Raw genomic sequence first — 16,902 nt, 5'->3', positions numbered from 1 at the left:
TTGCCAAAAGTAATTAAACTAAAAAAGAATTAAACCAATTGATATGCAAAATTTCAAAATATTATGGGCAGATGATGAGATTGATCTTCTAAAACCGCATATTTTATTTTTAAAACAGAAAGGTTATGATATTGTCACTGTAAATAGTGGTTTGGATGCTGTTGAGAAGGTTGAAGAAGATAATTTTGATGTAATTTTTTTGGATGAAATGATGCCGGGGATGACAGGCTTGGAAACCCTACAGCAAATCAAGACATTAAAGCCTCAAATTCCTGTAGTGATGATCACAAAGAGTGAAGAAGAGCATATCATGGATGATGCTATTGGAGGTAAAATTGCTGATTATCTAATTAAGCCGATTAATCCAAATCAAATTTTTCTGTCCGTCAAAAAAATCTTGCAAAATAAGCAGTTGATCAGCGAGAAAACCAATCTTTCTTATCAACAGGATTTTAGGAATATTAGTATGGCTTATAATGATGCCATTGAACATGACGAATGGGTAGATATTTATAAAAAGCTTACATATTGGGAACTGGAAATTGACGAAACAGAAAACAAGAGCATGCAGGAAGTGCTTGAATCTCAAAAAGTGGAGGCCAATGCCAACTTTGCACGTTTCATAAAAGAAAATTATTTGGATTGGTTAAACTTGCCAAAAATAAGTAAGCCTGTTTTATCCCATCAAGTGATGAAAAAGCATGTTTTTCCTAAATTAAAGAAAGACAAACCCTTGTTTTTTATTGTGATTGATAACTTGAGACTAGATCAATGGGAAATGATAGAAAATCAACTTAGGGATTATTTTTTAGTGAAAGAAAATGGGACTTATTACAGTATATTGCCCACCACAACAGCTTTTTCAAGGAATGCTTTGTTTAGTGGTATGATGCCTCTTGAAATGGCTAAATCTCATCCTGATTTATGGGAGGGAGAAGATACAGATGAAGGCAAAAACAATAACGAGGAGGAGTTTTTAAATGTAAACCTTAAAAAGAACAGACTTTCCATCCGTTCTAGCTATAATAAGATCATACAAACAAACCAAGGTAAAGCAGTTTTGGATCAGTTTCCCAATTTGATGAAAAATGAATTGAATGTACTTGTGTATAATTTCGTGGACATGATGTCGCATGCAAGGACTGATATGAAAATGATCAGAGAATTGGCGCCGGATGAATCTGCGTATCGTTCGTTAACCACCAGCTGGTTTCTTCACAGCTCATTGTTTGAGCTATTTAAAAAGATAAGTGCGGCCGGTGCTGAAGTAATTGTGACTACAGACCATGGGACAAAGCGTGTAAATAAACCCTATAAAATTATTGGGGACAGAAACGTTACTACCAATTTAAGGTATAAACAAGGAAAAAATCTTAATTTTGAATCTGGAAAAGTATTTGAGGTCGACAAACCAGATGAAGCCAAACTTCCTCGATTAAATATTTCCTCCAGTTATGTTTTTGCTGTTGAAGATTATTTCTTCGCCTATCCAAATAATTACAATTACTATGTGAATTATTATAGAGATACTTTTCAGCATGGAGGCGTTTCTTTGGAAGAAATGATTATTCCAATCGTATATTTGCAGCCAAAATAAAATTTGTTTGAATAGGATTCAATGTAATCATATTAGCGAAATCTCTGTTATAGCTGAAGAAATTATTGCCTTATGCAGTGATAAGAGGGTGTGGGTTTTTCAGGGAGATATGGGAGCAGGTAAAACCACACTTATAAAAGCAATTTGTGAAAAACTCAAAATTAGAGATGCTGTCAGTAGCCCTACATTCTCTATAGTCAATGAATATACAGATGAAAAGGCTAATGCCATTTACCATTTTGATTTTTACAGAATAGAGGATCCCATGGAAGCATTTGATATGGGGGTGGAAGAATATTTTGCAAGTGGGAGTTATTGTTTTGTTGAATGGGCAGAAAAAATCCCTATGTTTCTGCCTGATGAGTTTGCACTGATTTCTATTGAAAGTGATAGTGATGAAAAAAGAATTATTGCCATTAAAACCATTAATCAATGATAGGTAAGACAGGTTTTACCGAAATTGCCGAAGAACCCTTGGTGTATACGCAAGAATCTACAGACCGGTTAAAAAGGAAAGGCCCCCCTATTTTGATTGGGATACCTAAAGAAACAGCCGATCAGGAAAAAAGAGTAGTACTCACCCCTGAAGCAGTGGCCCTATTGGTTAATAATGGGCAGCGAGTAGTGGTGGAGGCCAATGCGGGAAAATTCTCAAAGTTTTCAGACAAAGATTATTCAGACGCAGGAGCAAAGGTTGTGTATAGCAGCAAAGAGGCTTTTGATGCAGAGGTAGTTTTAAAAGTCGAGCCTCCTTCTAAAAAAGAGATAAACTATATGCGGCAGGGATCTTGCCTAATTTCTGCTCTTCAACTTGGAAAACAAAACGCTGCTTTTATCCAACAGTTAAATCAAAAAAAAATTACGGCAGTAGCTTTTGAGAATTTAGAGGATAAGGTTGGGGGCATGCCTGTGGTGAGAGCTATGAGTGAAATAGCCGGAAGTACTGTTATGCTAATTGCCGCAGAGTACTTAAGTAATGTTAACGATGGTAAAGGCTTGATTTTGGGCGGGATTACCGGCGTGCCTCCCACTCAGGTGGTGATTATAGGTGCAGGGACAGTCGCGGAATATGCTGCCAGAACGGCCTTGGGCCTAGGGGCCAATATTAAAATATTTGATAACCAGATTTATAAATTAAGGCGGATTAAGCAGGTGTTAGGGCAACAGGTGTTTACTTCCACAATTGATAATTATGTTTTGGGGCAGGCCTTAAAGGAGTCAGATGTGGTAATTGGAGCACTTAGGGCAGAAAAAGGAAGGTCCAAAATAGTGGTTTTTGAAGAGATGGTCTCTCAAATGATGGAAGGCAGCATCATTATTGATGTGAGCATAGACCAAGGAGGCTGTGTGGAAACTGCAGAAATGACCAGCCATATTCACCCCGTGTTTAAAAAACACGGGGTGATCCATTACTGTGTGCCAAATATTGCCTCCAGGGTATCAAGAACAGCATCCTATTCACTAAGTAATATTTTCACCCCGATTTTATTGCAAATGGCTGATATCGGTGGAGCTGAAGAGATGGTATTCAATTATAAATGGTTTATGAAAGGGGTATACACTTATAGAGGTAGCCTAACCAATGCACACCTAGCTAGAAAATTTCAGATGACCCATAAAGAACTTCAATTGTTATTGGCTGCCAGGTATTGAATACCTAGCAAGCCTTTAAGAAAGAAGATTTTGTCGAAGAAGAAACTCCAATTGATCATTAGCCTTCAATAGGCTGTCAGTCAATTGTTTGTTTTCCTTCCTAAGAGAAAATACTTCAAAGGCATTTTTTACAACTGTTCTCAGGTAGTCCTCTTCCCATGGTTTGGTCAGGTAGTGATAGACTTTTCCCTTATTAATAGCGTCAATTACTGCCTGAATATCAGTGTACCCAGTTAGTAGTATACGCATTGGATCAGGGTGCATGGGTATGATTGATTCCAAAAAATCAACGCCATTTTCCTTCGGCATTCTTTGATCAGTAATGATTATATCAATGTCTTCCTGAAGCAAAATATTCCTACCCTCATCAGCAGAATCTGCTAAAAAAATCTTGTAATCTCTTCTAAAAGTGGCCTTAAACGCTTTCAAGTTATTGACCTCATCATCCACATAAAGGATTCTGATCTTATTTTTTTCCATACCTTAAATATCGAAATACCGCGATTAATTGCAAAGATTTAAAATTTGAATTTTTAATTTTAAGCAAAATTAGCCTCTAATCAAATAGAATCTACTAGTTTAAGCTTAATATATTTATCTTCAAAAGTTTATTCTATAAATTAATGAATTAAAACTGAATTGCAAAAAATATTAAATTAATTCTTCCCACTTGATTATTTGTAATAACAAAAATATAACTTTACCTACATTATCTCCTTTTTTAGTTATTAATATTTATGGAAAACTCAATTAAGATTAGTGAGTTTAATGAGTCCTTCAAGCCTGTTTTGTTCTCTCCTAAAAATGAAGAGGATAAAAATGACCTCAAAAAACTTCTAGCAACCGGTAAAGTAATGTTTTTTGATTCCTTTGATTTACAGCTTACGGAACTTATCAAAACACAAAATCCATCAAGAAGACTGTCTCAGGAGGAGACAGAAGAAAAAAAACAAAAATTTTATTCTAAATCCGGAATGCCAGCATCTGAAAATGGTGTCTGGGTGTATTACCCATGGAGGAATACGGTGGTTCGGATTTTAGAGGAAAAAGACTTTGTGAAATTACGAACCATTAGAAATCGCTATAAAATTACTGATGAAGAGCAGGAATCGCTACAAAAAAAGATTGTAGGTATTATAGGTCTATCAGTAGGGCAAAGTGTGGCATTGAGTTTGGCCATGGAAAGGTGTTTTGGAGAGATCAGAATCGCCGATTTTGATACTTTGGATTTGAGTAATATGAATCGTATACGAACCGGTATTTATAACATCGGATTGAAGAAATCATGGATAGTAGCGAGGGAAATTGCTGAAATTGACCCCTATTTGAAAGTTACCTTATATAATGAAGGGATTATTGAGGATAATATCAATGATTTTTTTAACTTAAACGGAAAAATGGATCTATTGATTGAAGAATGTGATAGTTTACCGATTAAGCTCCTGAGTAGAATTAAGGCAAAAGCGCTTAAAATACCTGTTTTAATGGATACCAGTGACCGTGGTATGATGGACATCGAGAGGTTTGATTTGGAACCCGATCGATTAATTTTTCACGGTTTATTGGCAGAATATGGGGCAGAAGAAAAAATTATGTCGAGATTGTCTGAAAGTGGCAAAGAAATGATGATGTCTTTGTTGCAATTTGATAATCTTTCACCTAGGGTAAAGTTTAGTTTCTCTGAGTTAGGGAAAACGATTACATCTTGGCCTCAGTTGGCTTCTTCTGTTTTTTTAGGAGGTGCTGCTTGTTGCCATTATGCACGGTTGTTATTATTGGGTCAGAAAATAGATTCAGGAAGGTTTTATGTTGATTTAGACAAGATAATCAATTTTAATGAAAGTTAGAGTAAGGATAGTTAGGGCAATAGATGATGTCGAGGCTACAGAGAAGTACATTTTTGGTCACCATAAGGTTTTGGAATCTTATGGTATAACTAAAGTAACATCAGCTGATAGATCATGGGCTCTTAATCCTCATGTTTATTTGATCCTTTTTGAATCGATGGACGATCAAAGAATTTTGGGTGGAGGAAGAATTCAGCTTAGAACAGAAAATTTCCCACTACCATTTGAATTGGCCATCAAAGAAATTGATCCAAAGATTGAAGAATATCTTTCAGAGTTTAAGGACTTGGAAGTAGCTGAATATTGCGGCCTTTGGAACAGTAGAGAGGTAGCCGGCTATGGGATAGGAAGCATCTATTTGGTTCGGGTAGGGATTGCAATCCTACCTCAGTTGGATTTGAAAAAGCTGTTTGGATTAAGTTCTCCCGTGACCCTAAGCATCTCCAAAAGTGTAGGCTATGAAATTATTTCAGTATTAGGTGACAAGGGCTCTTTTTATTATCCCAAAGAAGGGCTGGTCGCAACTGCCTTGGAAATAAATGACATTAATGAACTGTCGAAGGCTCAGGAGGCAGAAAGAGATTACATTTTTGAATTGAGGAATAAAATAAATTTTAATACTGTAGAGAGTGGGCCTAAGGGGGAAATGGAATTACAGTTTGAACTTCAAGTCCCAAAGCCAAACAATGAAAAAGAATAATCCTTATTTTAAATATGCAGCTTTAACATTTTTATTATTGGTGGTGCTTGTCGTACCTACCATCTATTTTTTAGGGATGCTAAAGCAAGATGACGAATTAAGATTTAGTCATTACTCCTATTATTTAGGAGAAGATATCCCTGTAAATAATGAATTTAGCCTGAATACCTTTGACTCTACAGCCTTTGGTAGTATTGATTTAGGGGTAAGTAGTAAAAATTTGTATGTAAAACTTGATCTCAATGACTTTGATTGGCTGAATTCCGACAGCCTATACATCCTTGAGCTGACCAATCCGGCCTTTAGAGAAGTGGAAATGTTTAGGTTTGACAAGAGTGGAGACCTGGTTTATAAAGAAATTTCAGGTACCCTTGTCGGGAGTTCAAACCCAATGAAAAACCCAAATCCTTTTTTTAACATTAGACTGGATGATGAGCTTAATTCTTCCATAGTTTTGAGGATAGCCTCTCAGGTTCCTTTAAAATTTGAAGCTTATATTTTTCCTTATTCCTCTTTTTTTCAAAATTATAGTTTTAGCCTCATTATCATAAGTGTCTACTTCGGGATAATGATTGCACTTTTTATTTATAATTTAATACTTTATTTCTCGGTAAAAGACAAGGTCTACTTATTCTATTGTTTTTACATATTATTTATCGCGCTGGCTCAATTGTCAATTTCAGGCCATTCTTTCTTTATTCTCAATGAAAATGTATTTCTCTATGAAGTGAGTATCATTGGCTTTACTACTTTGTCGAGTATTTTTGTGATCCCTTTTATTAAGTTATTTCTGAAAACAGATGAGTATATCCCTAAATACGAGAAATTTCTCTATCTCATCCCAGTTTCTTATATCATTGCCCTGCTATTAAGGTTGTTGGGATTTATAGAGTTTAGTTATTCACTTTTAGATTTGAATGGACTAATTCTAGCCATTTGCTTCTTTACCATAGGGATTATTGCTGCCAAAGGAAATAATCGATCTGCCTATTTCTTTTTACTGGCATGGAGCTTTTTATTGATAGGTCTAGTGGTGTATATCCTCCACAATTTGATGATCATTAATTTAGGTTCCTTTGCAAATGCTCCATTACTGGCAGGAACTGCTATTGAAGCTTTGCTACTTTCTTTTGCTTTGGCTGATAAAATCAATATATTAAAAAAAGAGAAAGAAAAAGAGCAATTAGATAAGTTGGAAGCTGTAAAGGAAAATGAAAGGTTAATAAAAGAGCAAAACATTTACTTGGAAAAAATGGTTAAGTCTCGAACAGAAGAATTGGAGTTGACCCTCAAAAACCTTCAAAATACCCAAACCCAGCTTGTAAATCAGGAGAAAATGGCTTCTTTGGGTCAGTTGACAGCAGGTATTGCCCATGAGATTAATAATCCGATAAACTTTGTGAGTTCAAATATATCTCCCTTAAAACGTGACATGAAAGATATTTTGGAGCTGATGGATGTTTACCGAGAGAAGGGTAAACTTGAATTTTCGGAGGAAAGTAAAGAAGAGATAGAAGAATTGGAAGAGGATATTGAGTTTGAATACCTTCTAGAAGAGGTGGATCAATTACTTACGGGTATGGAAGATGGTGCCAAAAGGACCGTAGAAATCGTTCGTGGATTGAAATTATTTTCTCGAGTAGATGAGCAAGATGTAAAAGAAGTTGATCTTCGTGAAGGGTTGGATAGTACATTAATCCTGCTTAATAGTACTATTTCAGGGAGGATTAAAGTGAATAAAAACTACGAGGAGATTCCTATGGTAGAGTGCCTTGCCGGGAAAATAAATCAGGTGTTTATGAATATCATTAGCAATGCTATTCATGCCCTCCTGGACCACCCCATTGAAGGTAGAGAGCCTGAACTTACAATTAACACCTCCTTTAAGGATGGATTTGTTAATATTGAAATAAAAGACAATGGTATTGGCATGCCGGAAAGTGTCAAAGAAAAGATTTTTGACCCGTTTTTTACCACCAAAGCAGTTGGTAAAGGTACTGGACTTGGACTCTCTATAGTTTATACCATAATTTTAGAGAACCATAAAGGTACCTTGGAGGTTGAATCTGAAGAAAATGTTGGGACAGTTTTTTATATAGGATTGCCAGTTAACCAAAAAGGATAACAGATGAGGAAGAGGATCGATGTGCTGTACATTGATGATGAAGATAATAATTTGAATTCATTTAAGGCAGCATTGAGGAAAGAGTTTAAAGTAAAGACAGCTATGGATGCTGAGGAGGGGTTGATCCTTGCTAAAAAATATGAATTTCAAGTGGTCATTGCTGATCAAAGAATGCCAGGAATGACAGGTGTTGAGTTTTTTGAGAAGCTTGTTGAGATTAACCCTGACCCAATCAGAATATTATTAACCGGCTATTCTGATATATCAAGTGTGATAGATGCCATTAATAGAGGGGAGGTTTATCGTTTTATAGACAAACCTTGGAATATTGAGCAAATTAAAAATGCGATCCTAAATGCTGCGGAAATATATGATGCAAGAAAGGAACTAAAAGAAAAAAATACCCGATTGCAGAAATTGCATTCTGAAATGAATCAATTCGTTTACAGTTTGTCGCATGAATTAAGAGGCCCTCTTATGAGTATTTCGGGTATTTCCAAATTAGCCAAAATGGAAGTTTCGGACCCGGGGATTATTGAATATTTCGAGATGATTGATTCAGCCACATTGAAACTGGATGACTTCATTTATAAAATGCTCGACTTTTACAGGTCTACTAAAATTGAAAACAAAGTTGTATCCATAAATTTCAATTCAATTTTGGATCAATTATTGGCTGAATACAAGGAGAAATGGGATCTTGTAGGAATTGAATTATTGGTTGAAATTGAACAAGAGGAGTCTTTCCATTCAGATGAATCAAAAATAAGGGTAATCCTTAATAATTTATTTAGTAACGCATTAAAGTTTCAGAAGGATGAACTAGGTAAATGGATAAAAATAGACATCAAGGCAAACAAGACAACTGCAGTAATTCAAATTTCTGATAATGGTATAGGAATTGAAGACAGGCACAAAAGTGATGTGTTTAATCTTTTTCATAGAGCTACACAAAGAAATGTGGGCTCCGGACTTGGTCTGTATATGGTGAAAGAGTCTATTGAACAACTCAATGGTAAAGTGGAACTCAACTCAATTTCCGGAAATGGAACTGAAGTTCTTGTTCATCTTCCAAATTTGTTAGATCGTTGATCTTGTGTTAGTTGTAGAATTCCCTTTTTTCCCGATTATTGGTTTAGGAAATTATTTCAATTAAAATCGCAATTTTCTACTGTCTCGTAAGCTTGAATATCTTCAAATCCTTTTTAAATTTTATTAATTCCTTTGTTGGGATATAAAATGGAGGTAATTTGCAACATTAGTTTTATCAATTAAGATGTTTTTTTATGATTAACCCTTGGCATGATGTAAGTATTGGGGATGACTCACCGGAGTACGTAACGGGAGTAATTGAAATACCCAAAGGAAGTAAAGGTAAATATGAACTTGATAAAAAATCAGGTATGCTTTTGTTGGATCGGGTGCTATTTTCAGCCGTCCACTATCCGGCAAATTATGGTTTCATTCCTCAGACATTCTGTGAGGACCATGATCCGCTAGATATATTAATTATTTCCCAAATTGATATACCTTCTATGACGCTTGTCAAAGCCAAAGTCATAGGTGTAATGAGAATGATTGATGGGGGAGAAGCAGATGATAAAATCATTGCTGTAGCTGCTGATGACCAGTCTGTTAATTATTATGAAGATATTTCAGAGCTCCCTCCTCATTTAATGAAAGAAACGCATCGATTTTTTGAGGATTATAAAAAACTTGAAAATAAAGAAGTGAAGGTGGAAGATTTTCTTGGTAAAGAAGATGCTATGCGAATTATTACCGAGGCCGTAAATTTGTATGACAGAACTTTTAGGACGGTAAAATAAAAATAATTTTAAGGTTTTTTCCTTTTATAAAATAACTCCTTTAATTCCCAATTTAGATTAGAAAAACTATTTTATATCGGGAATTAAAGGAGTTTTTTTTACCCTAGCTTTTTAATATTGTCTTCTAAGGCTTTTACTTTAGATTTGGCATCTTCCATTTTTTTCTTTTCCCTAGCTACCACTGCCTCTGGGGCATGATTGACAAAACGCTCATTTTCCAGTTTTTTGGATACAGCCTTCAAGAATCCCAAAGTGTAATCCAATTCCTTTTGAAGGTTTTCTCTTTCCTGATCAAGGTCAATCTTTTCATTCAATGGAATAAAAAATTCATCCGATTTCACCACGAAGCTAACGGCGTTGGCTACATTTTCGCCAAATTGTATGCTGGAAATATTGGCTAATTTGGAAATAATATCCCCATACCTATCGTATAGGCTAGTATTTGAGGTGTGAATGGTCAGTTCAAAACCTTCTTTTGGAGAAATTCCTTTGGATGCCCTTACATTACGAATTTGCGATACTATTTCAAATACCTTAGAAGCTTCTTCAATAATTTGGCTATCAAATTCGGCCGATTGAGGCCAAGAAGAGATCATTATGGCATCCCCTGCTTTCCTGTTACCCAACTGCTGCCAAAGTTCCTCGGTAATAAAAGGCATAAATGGATGTAAAACCTTCATAAGGTTTTCAAAGAAAACAATGGTCTGTTCTTTAGTAGCCTTGTCAATCGGTGCTTGGTATTCGGGTTTGATCATTTCCAAATACCAAGAGCAGAAGTCATCCCATATCAATTTATACACAGACATCAAAGCGTCTGAAATACGGAATTTCTGAAAATGATCAGCAATCTCATGAAGTGCTTGATTGAATCGGTTTTCAAACCAAGCAATGGCAGTGTTATTATTTGTATCTGCTTTTTCAGTCACTTCCCATCCATCAATCAAACGGTAGGCATTCCAAATTTTATTGCAAAAATTACGTCCTTGCTCTACAAGCTTTTCGTCATAGGGAAGGTCATTTCCTGCAGGACTACTGAAGAGCATTCCGGTCCTCACTCCATCTGCACCATATTGTTCAATCAATTCCAGTGGGTCCGGTGAGTTGCCCAAGGATTTGGACATCTTTCTGCCTAGTTTGTCTCTTACTATTCCAGTTAAATAAACATTTCTAAAGGGTTTCTCTCCCGTGTACTCATACCCGGCAATTATCATTCTAGCCACCCAGAAAAATAAAATCTCCGGTGCAGTTACCAAATCATTGGTAGGGTAGTAATAGGCCAAGTCCTTATTTTTTTCACCTGTTCTAAAAAAGTCAGGATCAAACACTGAAATAGGCCATAACCAGGAAGAAAACCAGGTGTCCAATACATCTTCATCTTGCCTCAAGTCTGAAGCAGTGAATTCTCCTTCATGGTTTTCATTGGCTAGTCTCACGGCTTCTTCAACCGATGATGCTACCACATATTCACCATTGGGAAGGTAATAAGCAGGTATTTGATGGCCCCACCACAGCTGCCGTGAGATGCACCAATCCCTTACGTTTTCCATCCAACTTTTGTACATGTTTTTGAATTTAGGAGGGAATAGCTTGACACTATCGTCCATCACTGCTTTAAGTGCAGGTTGGGTTATTTCCTCCATATTCAAAAACCATTGCATGGATAATTTCGGCTCAATTACTGCATCTGTTCGTTCAGAATGACCTACGTTGGAGGTGTAAGCTTCTTCTTTGTGTAGTTGTCCGGCCTCCTTTAATAACTTGGCAATCTTTTTTCTCGCAATAAATCGGTCCTCACCAACCAACAATTGAGCCTTCTCATTTAAGGTGCCATCATCACTCAAAATATCGATGACTTCAAGTTGATGCCTGATTCCAATCTCATAATCATTGATATCATGGGCCGGAGTGATTTTTAAGCAACCGGTACCAAACTCCATGTCGACATAGGCATCTTCAATGATTGGAATCGGCTTATTTATCAATGGGATAATCGCTTTTTTTCCTTTTAAATGTGTGAATCTTGGGTCCTCCGGGTGAATACATATGGCCACATCCGCCATAATGGTTTCCGGCCTGGTGGTGGCTATGGTAAGGTATTCATCCTCACCTTCAACCTTATAATTGATGTAATATAATTTTGAAGCAATTTCTTTAAAAATTACCTCATCGTCAGATAGTGCCGTTCGACCCTTGGGGTCCCAGTTTACCATTCTTATGCCCCTATAAATTTTGCCTTTTTTGTGTAAGTCGACAAATACATTGATTACAGCCTCGCTCAGATCCTTGTCCATGGTGAAACGGGTTCTTTCCCAATCACAGGAAGCCCCTAGCTTTTTCAGCTGCTCAAGAATAATCCCACCATATTTTTCTTTCCATTCCCATGCATGGGTGAGAAAAGATTCTCGGTTAAGTGATTTTTTTTCTATCCCTTTTTCCTTTAACATGGCCACCACCTTTGCCTCAGTGGCAATAGATGCATGGTCGGTTCCGGGAACCCAACATGCATTTTTACCTTCCATTCTCGCTTTCCTTACAAGGATGTCCTGGATGGTATTGTTAAGCATATGCCCCATGTGGAGTACACCGGTCACATTGGGAGGGGGGATTACAATGGAATAAGGTTCTTTATTGCTGTCCGGTTCAGAATGAAACATTCCATGTTCCATCCAGTATTGGTACCATTTGGATTCAGTATTTGAGGGGGTATATTTGGTAGGTAGTGCCATTTTAAATCATTTTGAGGTGCAAAAATAATAAATTAATACTTTTTGGCGCACCTTTATGGAAAGGATTACCAAAAGTTATCCGCTTTTTGCAAATAGAAGGACCTTGAATTGCTGTTAGGTTATTAATTGCCCAGCTGAACTTTTACCATTACCGGAAAGTGATCAGAAGGGTATTTTTTGCCATAATTATCCGATAGGGTTCCGTGGTGAAGCGTTTTTACTTTATCGTTCACAAAAATGTAATCGATTCTCTTATTGGGCAACATGTCCCATTTAAACCCTGTAAAGGTGCCCAATGGCCCATAAGGAGGGAGGATAGATTCTTTTTTACTGTCTTTCATCAAATTCCCCTTGGTGATTTCATCGTAGGCTGGATTGTCATCCTCAATATTAAAATCTCCCGTAAGGATACAAGGAAGGTTCTCTTTATTGATTGATTTGATTTTTTGAAGCACTAATTTGCTGCTTTCCTCTCTTGCTTTTTGTCCCCTATGATCATAATGAACATTGAAAACATAAAATTCTTGCTCATCTTGGGTTTTGAATTTTGCCCAAGAACAAACCCTATTCAAAGAGGCATCCCATCCTTTAGATGGTTTTTCTGGAGTAGAAGAAAGCCAAAAAGTACTTTGTTCGAGTAAAGTAAATTTTTCGGGATTATAAAATACAGCGCTAAATTCACCTTCTTTTTTTCCTGTATCTCTTCCCACACCTATGTATGGAAAATTCAATTCTTCTTTTACCAATTCAAGCTGGTTGAACAATCCCTCTTGGGTTCCAATGATGTCCATTTCATGGAATTGAATCAAGTTTATTAGATGTGGAGCCCTGTCTTCCCATAGATTTCCCTCATCATTTTGGTTCGCATAGCGTATATTGTAGGTAGCGATATTATAGGTTTCCTGCGCAATTAATGCATGGGTTTGAACCCCAATAAACAAAAGTAGTGCGACTTGAAATTTTAAAACAGGTAGATTGAAAATGGGTGCTTTAAATCCTGAAAACTTGGAAATATTCATTGTTATGTTTAGTTATTTAATTTCTGATTGAAAAGGTAAAAGCACCATGCTGCCTTGCAGCTTTTCGAGTCGTTCAAGCGTTTTAAAAATCTCATAGGATTGGCCCATTTTGATGCGTTGGTAGGTGCTCTCTACATCAGTGCCAAAATCTTCCATAATCTGTTCTAACATGCTTTTTTGTTTGGGGTAAACCACGAGTTTGTAATCCTCCTCTATGCCGGCTTTTTTCGCCGCAATCTCGATGGCATCATCAAAATCTCCCAATACATCTACTAAGCCTTTTTCTTTGGCCATTTTACCAGACCAAACCCTACCACCGGCTATGGCTAGCACTTGCTCTTTGCTCATATTTCTACCTTCAGAAACCCTACTGATAAAAGTATTATAACCTTCTTCTACCTTTTTTTGCATGATGGCTTTTTCTGCTTCTGAAATAGGTTTTGTCGGGTCAAGCAAGTTTGAATATTTGCCTGTTTTGACTTCATCTGTGGTAATACCAAGTTTGTTGTTCAAGAATCCTTTGGCATTGAACCATAAACCAAAAATACCTATAGATCCTGTAATGGTGTTGGGGTAGGCCACAATGGTATCTGCCGGTGCGGCTATATAATAGCCTCCGGACGCAGCATAATTGGACATGGAAGCGATCAATGGTTTTTCTTTTTGGGCTTCAGAAAGCTCCCTCCAAATCACCTCCGAAGCAATGACGGAGCCACCCGGAGAGTTAATTCTTATTACTATGGCCTTCACATCCTCATTTTTCCTGGCTTTCCTGATTTCTTTCAAAAAGCGATCAGAACTAATTTGATCCAAAGCTTCACCTCCCACAATTTCACCATCAGCAATGATAAGCGCTATGGTGTTTTCAGAAAGGCGATTTTTTGCTTTTGCAGTTTGATTGATTCCTGTGATGCCAATGCTGTTGATTTCTTTGCTGTCTTCAGATAGGCCCAACTTTTCCTTCAATCGTGTTTTTACCTGATCATCATACCAAAGTCCGTCGACCAATTTGTAGTCAAGCGCATCTTGAGCATTTCTTACCAACATACCATCATTAACCGATCTCATCTTTTCCAGGTCAAGCTGACGACTTTCAGCTACACCCTCTACAAGAACAGTGTTGATGTCATTGAGGTATTGTTTGGTCTGAAGTTGGTTTTCTTCACTCATTTTCTTTAAAATGAATGGTTCAACGGCGCTTTTAAATTCACCTACTCTAAAAATTACAGGTTCAATCTCTAATTTTTCAAATAGACCTTTGAAGAAAACCGGCGCACTTGCCAGACCATTGAATTCAACATCACCTATGGGGTTAACGTAGATTTCATCTGCTACGGAACTAAGAAAATAACCGGCCTCAGTATAGTACTCAGAATAAGAGACAATGAATTTTCCATTATCTTTAAACGTCTTGAGTGCATTTCTAATTTCCAGGATATGGGCTTGCCCCGCCGATAGCATGCCGCTTTCCAGGTATATTCCTTTGATGTCATCATTTTCTGTAGCTGTGCGGATGGCTTTAATTATTTGATTGAGTCCTATAGTGGTAGTATTCCCAAGGTAAGGTAGGGTTGGCAAACCAAGATCATCATCCGGCGCACTTTCTACAATCGGTATACCGTTGAGCTTTATGTGCAGCACTGAATTTTCTTCAATAGTCGCTTGATCCCCACTGGATCCAATAGCGATGATTCCGGCCAATAAAAAGAAGCCTATTACCCAGAAAATTAGCAGCCCAACAATGACGGCCAATACATTGCTCAAAAATTTCATATCTTTGCTCTCTTTTAATAATATTCAAAATTAACCTATTTTTCACAAAACTGTTGGTTTTGATTTAATTAATTCTTTATGCATCAGGTAGTATTGGGCTTAGGAGGAAATATGGGAGATAGGCTTTCTTTGCTCGACAAAGCAAGCAAACTACTCGTCCAAAAAATGAACTTGGAAAAGGCATCTTCAATCTATCATACAGCAGCTTGGGGAGGAAATTCGCAAGGGGCTTATTTAAATCAGGTGCTTGTGTTGAATACGTCTATGAAGGCGGAGGAATGCCTGAATTTTATCCAACAAATAGAAAAACAATTGGGCAGAAAGCGAGAGGTGAAGTGGGGGGATAGAACCATGGATATTGACATTCTCTATTTTGACAATGAAATCATTAATACCGAAAGACTGAAAGTGCCGCACCCTCAAATGACCTTAAGAAACTTTGTGCTGGTGCCCTTGGTCGAAGTCTTACCGGATTATATTCATCCTGAGTTTGGAAAGTCTTCCGTAGAATTAATGCAAGCGTGCGAAGACAAATTGAAAGTGAAGGCTTGGCAGGAGGGCTAAATAAACTTGGTAATTTCAATAAGAAAGCTTACAAATTCTCCTTTTATTTAGTAGGTCGTTTAATGGCTTTTTAGTGCGGATAGGATTGAATCAATATATGGGCTAAAAACCTAAAAACAAAAGCCTATTTCCATCTTTGGAAATAGGCTTTTGTTTCAAATTATTGCTATATAGAAAACACTAATCGAGCGATTTGGTTTCAACTTCTCTATTGATCTTTTTTACCAAGCCTTGCAATACTTTCCCTGGGCCACATTCTATAAATTGGGTAGATCCATCCTTGATCATGTTTTGTACAGACTGGGTCCACTTGACGGGAGCGGTAAGTTGAGCAATTAAATTTGCCTTGATGGCATCAATATCGCTAACTGCAGTGGTACTTACATTTTGATATACCGGGCAAATCGGTTCGGAAAAAGTAGTGGCATTGATTGCAGCTTCCAGCTTAAGCTTGGCAGGTTCCATTAGTGGAGAATGGAAAGCGCCTCCCACAGGTAGTGGAAGCGCCCTTTTAGCTCCTGCTTCCTTTAATTGCTCGCAAGCAATTTGTATTCCTTCCAAGCTTCCTGAAATGACCAATTGTCCCGGGCAATTGTAATTCGCTGCTACGACTACTTGTCCTTCAATGGAAGCACAAATTTCTTCTACCTTTTCATCGGCTAGTCCAAGAATGGCAGCCATGGTAGAAGGGTTGATTTCACAAGCTTCTTGCATGGCAAGGGCTCTTTGGTGAACCAATTTTAATGCATCCTCAAATTTTAATGCTTTGTTGGCTACAAGCGCAGAAAATTCCCCTAAGGAATGCCCTGCTACCATGTCAGGGTTAAAGTTAGCGGCTGTTAAAGCGGCTATGGCAGAATGGAGAAATACTGCGGGTTGGGTTACATTGGTTTGTTTTAATTCTTCCTGGGTACCATCAAACATGATATCGGTTATACTAAACCCAAGAATTTCATTGGCCTTTTCAAATAATACTTTGGCTTCTGAACTGCTTTCATAAAGTGACTTTCCCATGCCTGGGAATTGGGCTCCTTGGCCCGGAAACATATAAGCTACCATTGTAATTGGTTCA

14 protein-coding genes are annotated in these 16,902 nt (G+C 37.3%); 9 read left to right on the top strand and 5 right to left on the bottom strand.

Annotated features, from left to right (window positions below):
- Positions 1-43: 43 nt before the first annotated feature.
- Genes porX through ACYVHJ_RS06840 form a run of 3 tightly spaced genes read left to right on the top strand, consistent with a single transcriptional unit; the run spans position 44 to position 3,250 of the window.
- Complete coding sequence (porX, locus tag ACYVHJ_RS06850; RefSeq protein ID WP_460513478.1) at positions 44-1,597, top strand: T9SS response regulator signal transducer PorX; 1,554 nt, start codon at positions 44-46, stop codon at positions 1,595-1,597.
- Positions 1,598-1,604: 7 nt separating this feature from the next.
- A complete protein-coding gene (tsaE, locus tag ACYVHJ_RS06845) occupies positions 1,605-2,033 on the top strand; it encodes a tRNA (adenosine(37)-N6)-threonylcarbamoyltransferase complex ATPase subunit type 1 TsaE (protein WP_460513476.1) in 429 nt (142 codons plus the stop codon).
- On the top strand, positions 2,030-3,250 hold the full coding sequence (locus ACYVHJ_RS06840; RefSeq protein WP_460513474.1) for an alanine dehydrogenase: 1,221 nt from the start codon (positions 2,030-2,032) through the stop codon (positions 3,248-3,250). The genes tsaE and ACYVHJ_RS06840 overlap by 4 nt, the downstream gene beginning before the upstream one ends.
- Before the next feature lie 15 nt (positions 3,251-3,265).
- Here the strand turns inward: ACYVHJ_RS06840 and ACYVHJ_RS06835 are convergent, their stop codons facing one another.
- Positions 3,266-3,730 (bottom strand): response regulator, encoded by a 465-nt coding sequence (locus ACYVHJ_RS06835; RefSeq protein WP_460513472.1) that lies wholly within the window; start codon positions 3,728-3,730, stop codon positions 3,266-3,268.
- Between the two features lie 257 nt (positions 3,731-3,987).
- Here ACYVHJ_RS06835 and ACYVHJ_RS06830 point away from each other — a divergent pair, with 257 nt between their 5' ends.
- The 5 genes from ACYVHJ_RS06830 to ACYVHJ_RS06810 all read left to right on the top strand — a co-directional run bounded on the left by ACYVHJ_RS06830 (position 3,988) and on the right by ACYVHJ_RS06810 (position 9,748).
- Complete coding sequence (locus ACYVHJ_RS06830; protein WP_460513470.1) at positions 3,988-5,097, top strand: nitroreductase family protein; 1,110 nt, start codon at positions 3,988-3,990, stop codon at positions 5,095-5,097.
- On the top strand, positions 5,087-5,797 hold the full coding sequence (locus ACYVHJ_RS06825) for a hypothetical protein (RefSeq protein WP_339903668.1): 711 nt from the start codon (positions 5,087-5,089) through the stop codon (positions 5,795-5,797). Before ACYVHJ_RS06830 ends, ACYVHJ_RS06825 begins: the two co-directional genes overlap by 11 nt.
- Positions 5,784-7,922, top strand: coding sequence for a 7TM diverse intracellular signaling domain-containing protein (locus tag ACYVHJ_RS06820; protein ID WP_460513468.1), 2,139 nt, complete (start codon positions 5,784-5,786; stop codon positions 7,920-7,922). Before ACYVHJ_RS06825 ends, ACYVHJ_RS06820 begins: the two co-directional genes overlap by 14 nt.
- Before the next feature lie 3 nt (positions 7,923-7,925).
- Positions 7,926-9,014 (top strand): hybrid sensor histidine kinase/response regulator, encoded by a 1,089-nt coding sequence (locus ACYVHJ_RS06815; protein ID WP_339903666.1) that lies wholly within the window; start codon positions 7,926-7,928, stop codon positions 9,012-9,014.
- A gap of 194 nt (positions 9,015-9,208) precedes the next feature.
- Positions 9,209-9,748: an inorganic diphosphatase gene (locus tag ACYVHJ_RS06810; RefSeq protein ID WP_339903665.1), complete on the top strand. Its 540-nt coding sequence runs from the start codon at positions 9,209-9,211 to the stop codon at positions 9,746-9,748.
- Between the two features lie 98 nt (positions 9,749-9,846).
- Here ACYVHJ_RS06810 and ACYVHJ_RS06805 read toward each other — a convergent pair whose 3' ends face one another.
- The 3 genes from ACYVHJ_RS06805 to sppA all read right to left on the bottom strand — a co-directional run bounded on the left by ACYVHJ_RS06805 (position 9,847) and on the right by sppA (position 15,266).
- On the bottom strand, positions 9,847-12,474 hold the full coding sequence (locus ACYVHJ_RS06805) for a valine--tRNA ligase (RefSeq protein WP_460513465.1): 2,628 nt from the start codon (positions 12,472-12,474) through the stop codon (positions 9,847-9,849).
- Positions 12,475-12,596: 122 nt separating this feature from the next.
- Positions 12,597-13,493, bottom strand: coding sequence for an endonuclease/exonuclease/phosphatase family protein (locus ACYVHJ_RS06800; RefSeq protein ID WP_460513463.1), 897 nt, complete (start codon positions 13,491-13,493; stop codon positions 12,597-12,599).
- Positions 13,494-13,505: 12 nt separating this feature from the next.
- Positions 13,506-15,266: a SppA family protein gene (gene sppA / locus ACYVHJ_RS06795; RefSeq protein WP_460513461.1), complete on the bottom strand. Its 1,761-nt coding sequence runs from the start codon at positions 15,264-15,266 to the stop codon at positions 13,506-13,508.
- Positions 15,267-15,344: 78 nt separating this feature from the next.
- On the opposite strand from sppA, the gene folK reads away from it, so the two are divergent.
- Entirely contained in the window at positions 15,345-15,830 is a 486-nt protein-coding gene (gene folK / locus ACYVHJ_RS06790; RefSeq protein ID WP_460513459.1) for a 2-amino-4-hydroxy-6-hydroxymethyldihydropteridine diphosphokinase, read from the top strand.
- Between the two features lie 180 nt (positions 15,831-16,010).
- Here the strand turns inward: folK and fabD are convergent, their stop codons facing one another.
- Complete coding sequence (gene fabD, locus ACYVHJ_RS06785; protein WP_460513457.1) at positions 16,011-16,889, bottom strand: ACP S-malonyltransferase; 879 nt, start codon at positions 16,887-16,889, stop codon at positions 16,011-16,013.
- Positions 16,890-16,902 lie beyond the last annotated feature (13 nt).

The sequence above is a fragment of the Cyclobacterium sediminis genome (genome assembly GCF_054781075.1).
This window is presented reverse-complemented; position numbering and strand designations above follow the sequence as displayed.

What these genes read in the sequence shown, in the direction of transcription:
- porX (WP_460513478.1), top strand. Translation starts at nt 44, where the DNA reads ATGCAAAATTTCAAAATATTATGGGCAGATGATGAGATTGATCTTCTA.
- ACYVHJ_RS06840 (WP_460513474.1), top strand. Translation starts at nt 2,030, where the DNA reads ATGATAGGTAAGACAGGTTTTACCGAAATTGCCGAAGAACCCTTGGTG.
- ACYVHJ_RS06835 (WP_460513472.1), bottom strand. Translation starts at nt 3,730, where the DNA reads ATGGAAAAAAATAAGATCAGAATCCTTTATGTGGATGATGAGGTCAAT.
- ACYVHJ_RS06830 (WP_460513470.1), top strand. Translation starts at nt 3,988, where the DNA reads ATGGAAAACTCAATTAAGATTAGTGAGTTTAATGAGTCCTTCAAGCCT.
- ACYVHJ_RS06825 (WP_339903668.1), top strand. Translation starts at nt 5,087, where the DNA reads ATGAAAGTTAGAGTAAGGATAGTTAGGGCAATAGATGATGTCGAGGCT.
- ACYVHJ_RS06820 (WP_460513468.1), top strand. Translation starts at nt 5,784, where the DNA reads ATGAAAAAGAATAATCCTTATTTTAAATATGCAGCTTTAACATTTTTA.
- ACYVHJ_RS06815 (WP_339903666.1), top strand. Translation starts at nt 7,926, where the DNA reads ATGAGGAAGAGGATCGATGTGCTGTACATTGATGATGAAGATAATAAT.
- ACYVHJ_RS06810 (WP_339903665.1), top strand. Translation starts at nt 9,209, where the DNA reads ATGATTAACCCTTGGCATGATGTAAGTATTGGGGATGACTCACCGGAG.
- ACYVHJ_RS06805 (WP_460513465.1), bottom strand. Translation starts at nt 12,474, where the DNA reads ATGGCACTACCTACCAAATATACCCCCTCAAATACTGAATCCAAATGG.
- ACYVHJ_RS06800 (WP_460513463.1), bottom strand. Translation starts at nt 13,493, where the DNA reads ATGAATATTTCCAAGTTTTCAGGATTTAAAGCACCCATTTTCAATCTA.
- sppA (WP_460513461.1), bottom strand. Translation starts at nt 15,266, where the DNA reads ATGAAATTTTTGAGCAATGTATTGGCCGTCATTGTTGGGCTGCTAATT.
- folK (WP_460513459.1), top strand. Translation starts at nt 15,345, where the DNA reads ATGCATCAGGTAGTATTGGGCTTAGGAGGAAATATGGGAGATAGGCTT.
- fabD (WP_460513457.1), bottom strand. Translation starts at nt 16,889, where the DNA reads ATGGTAGCTTATATGTTTCCGGGCCAAGGAGCCCAATTCCCAGGCATG.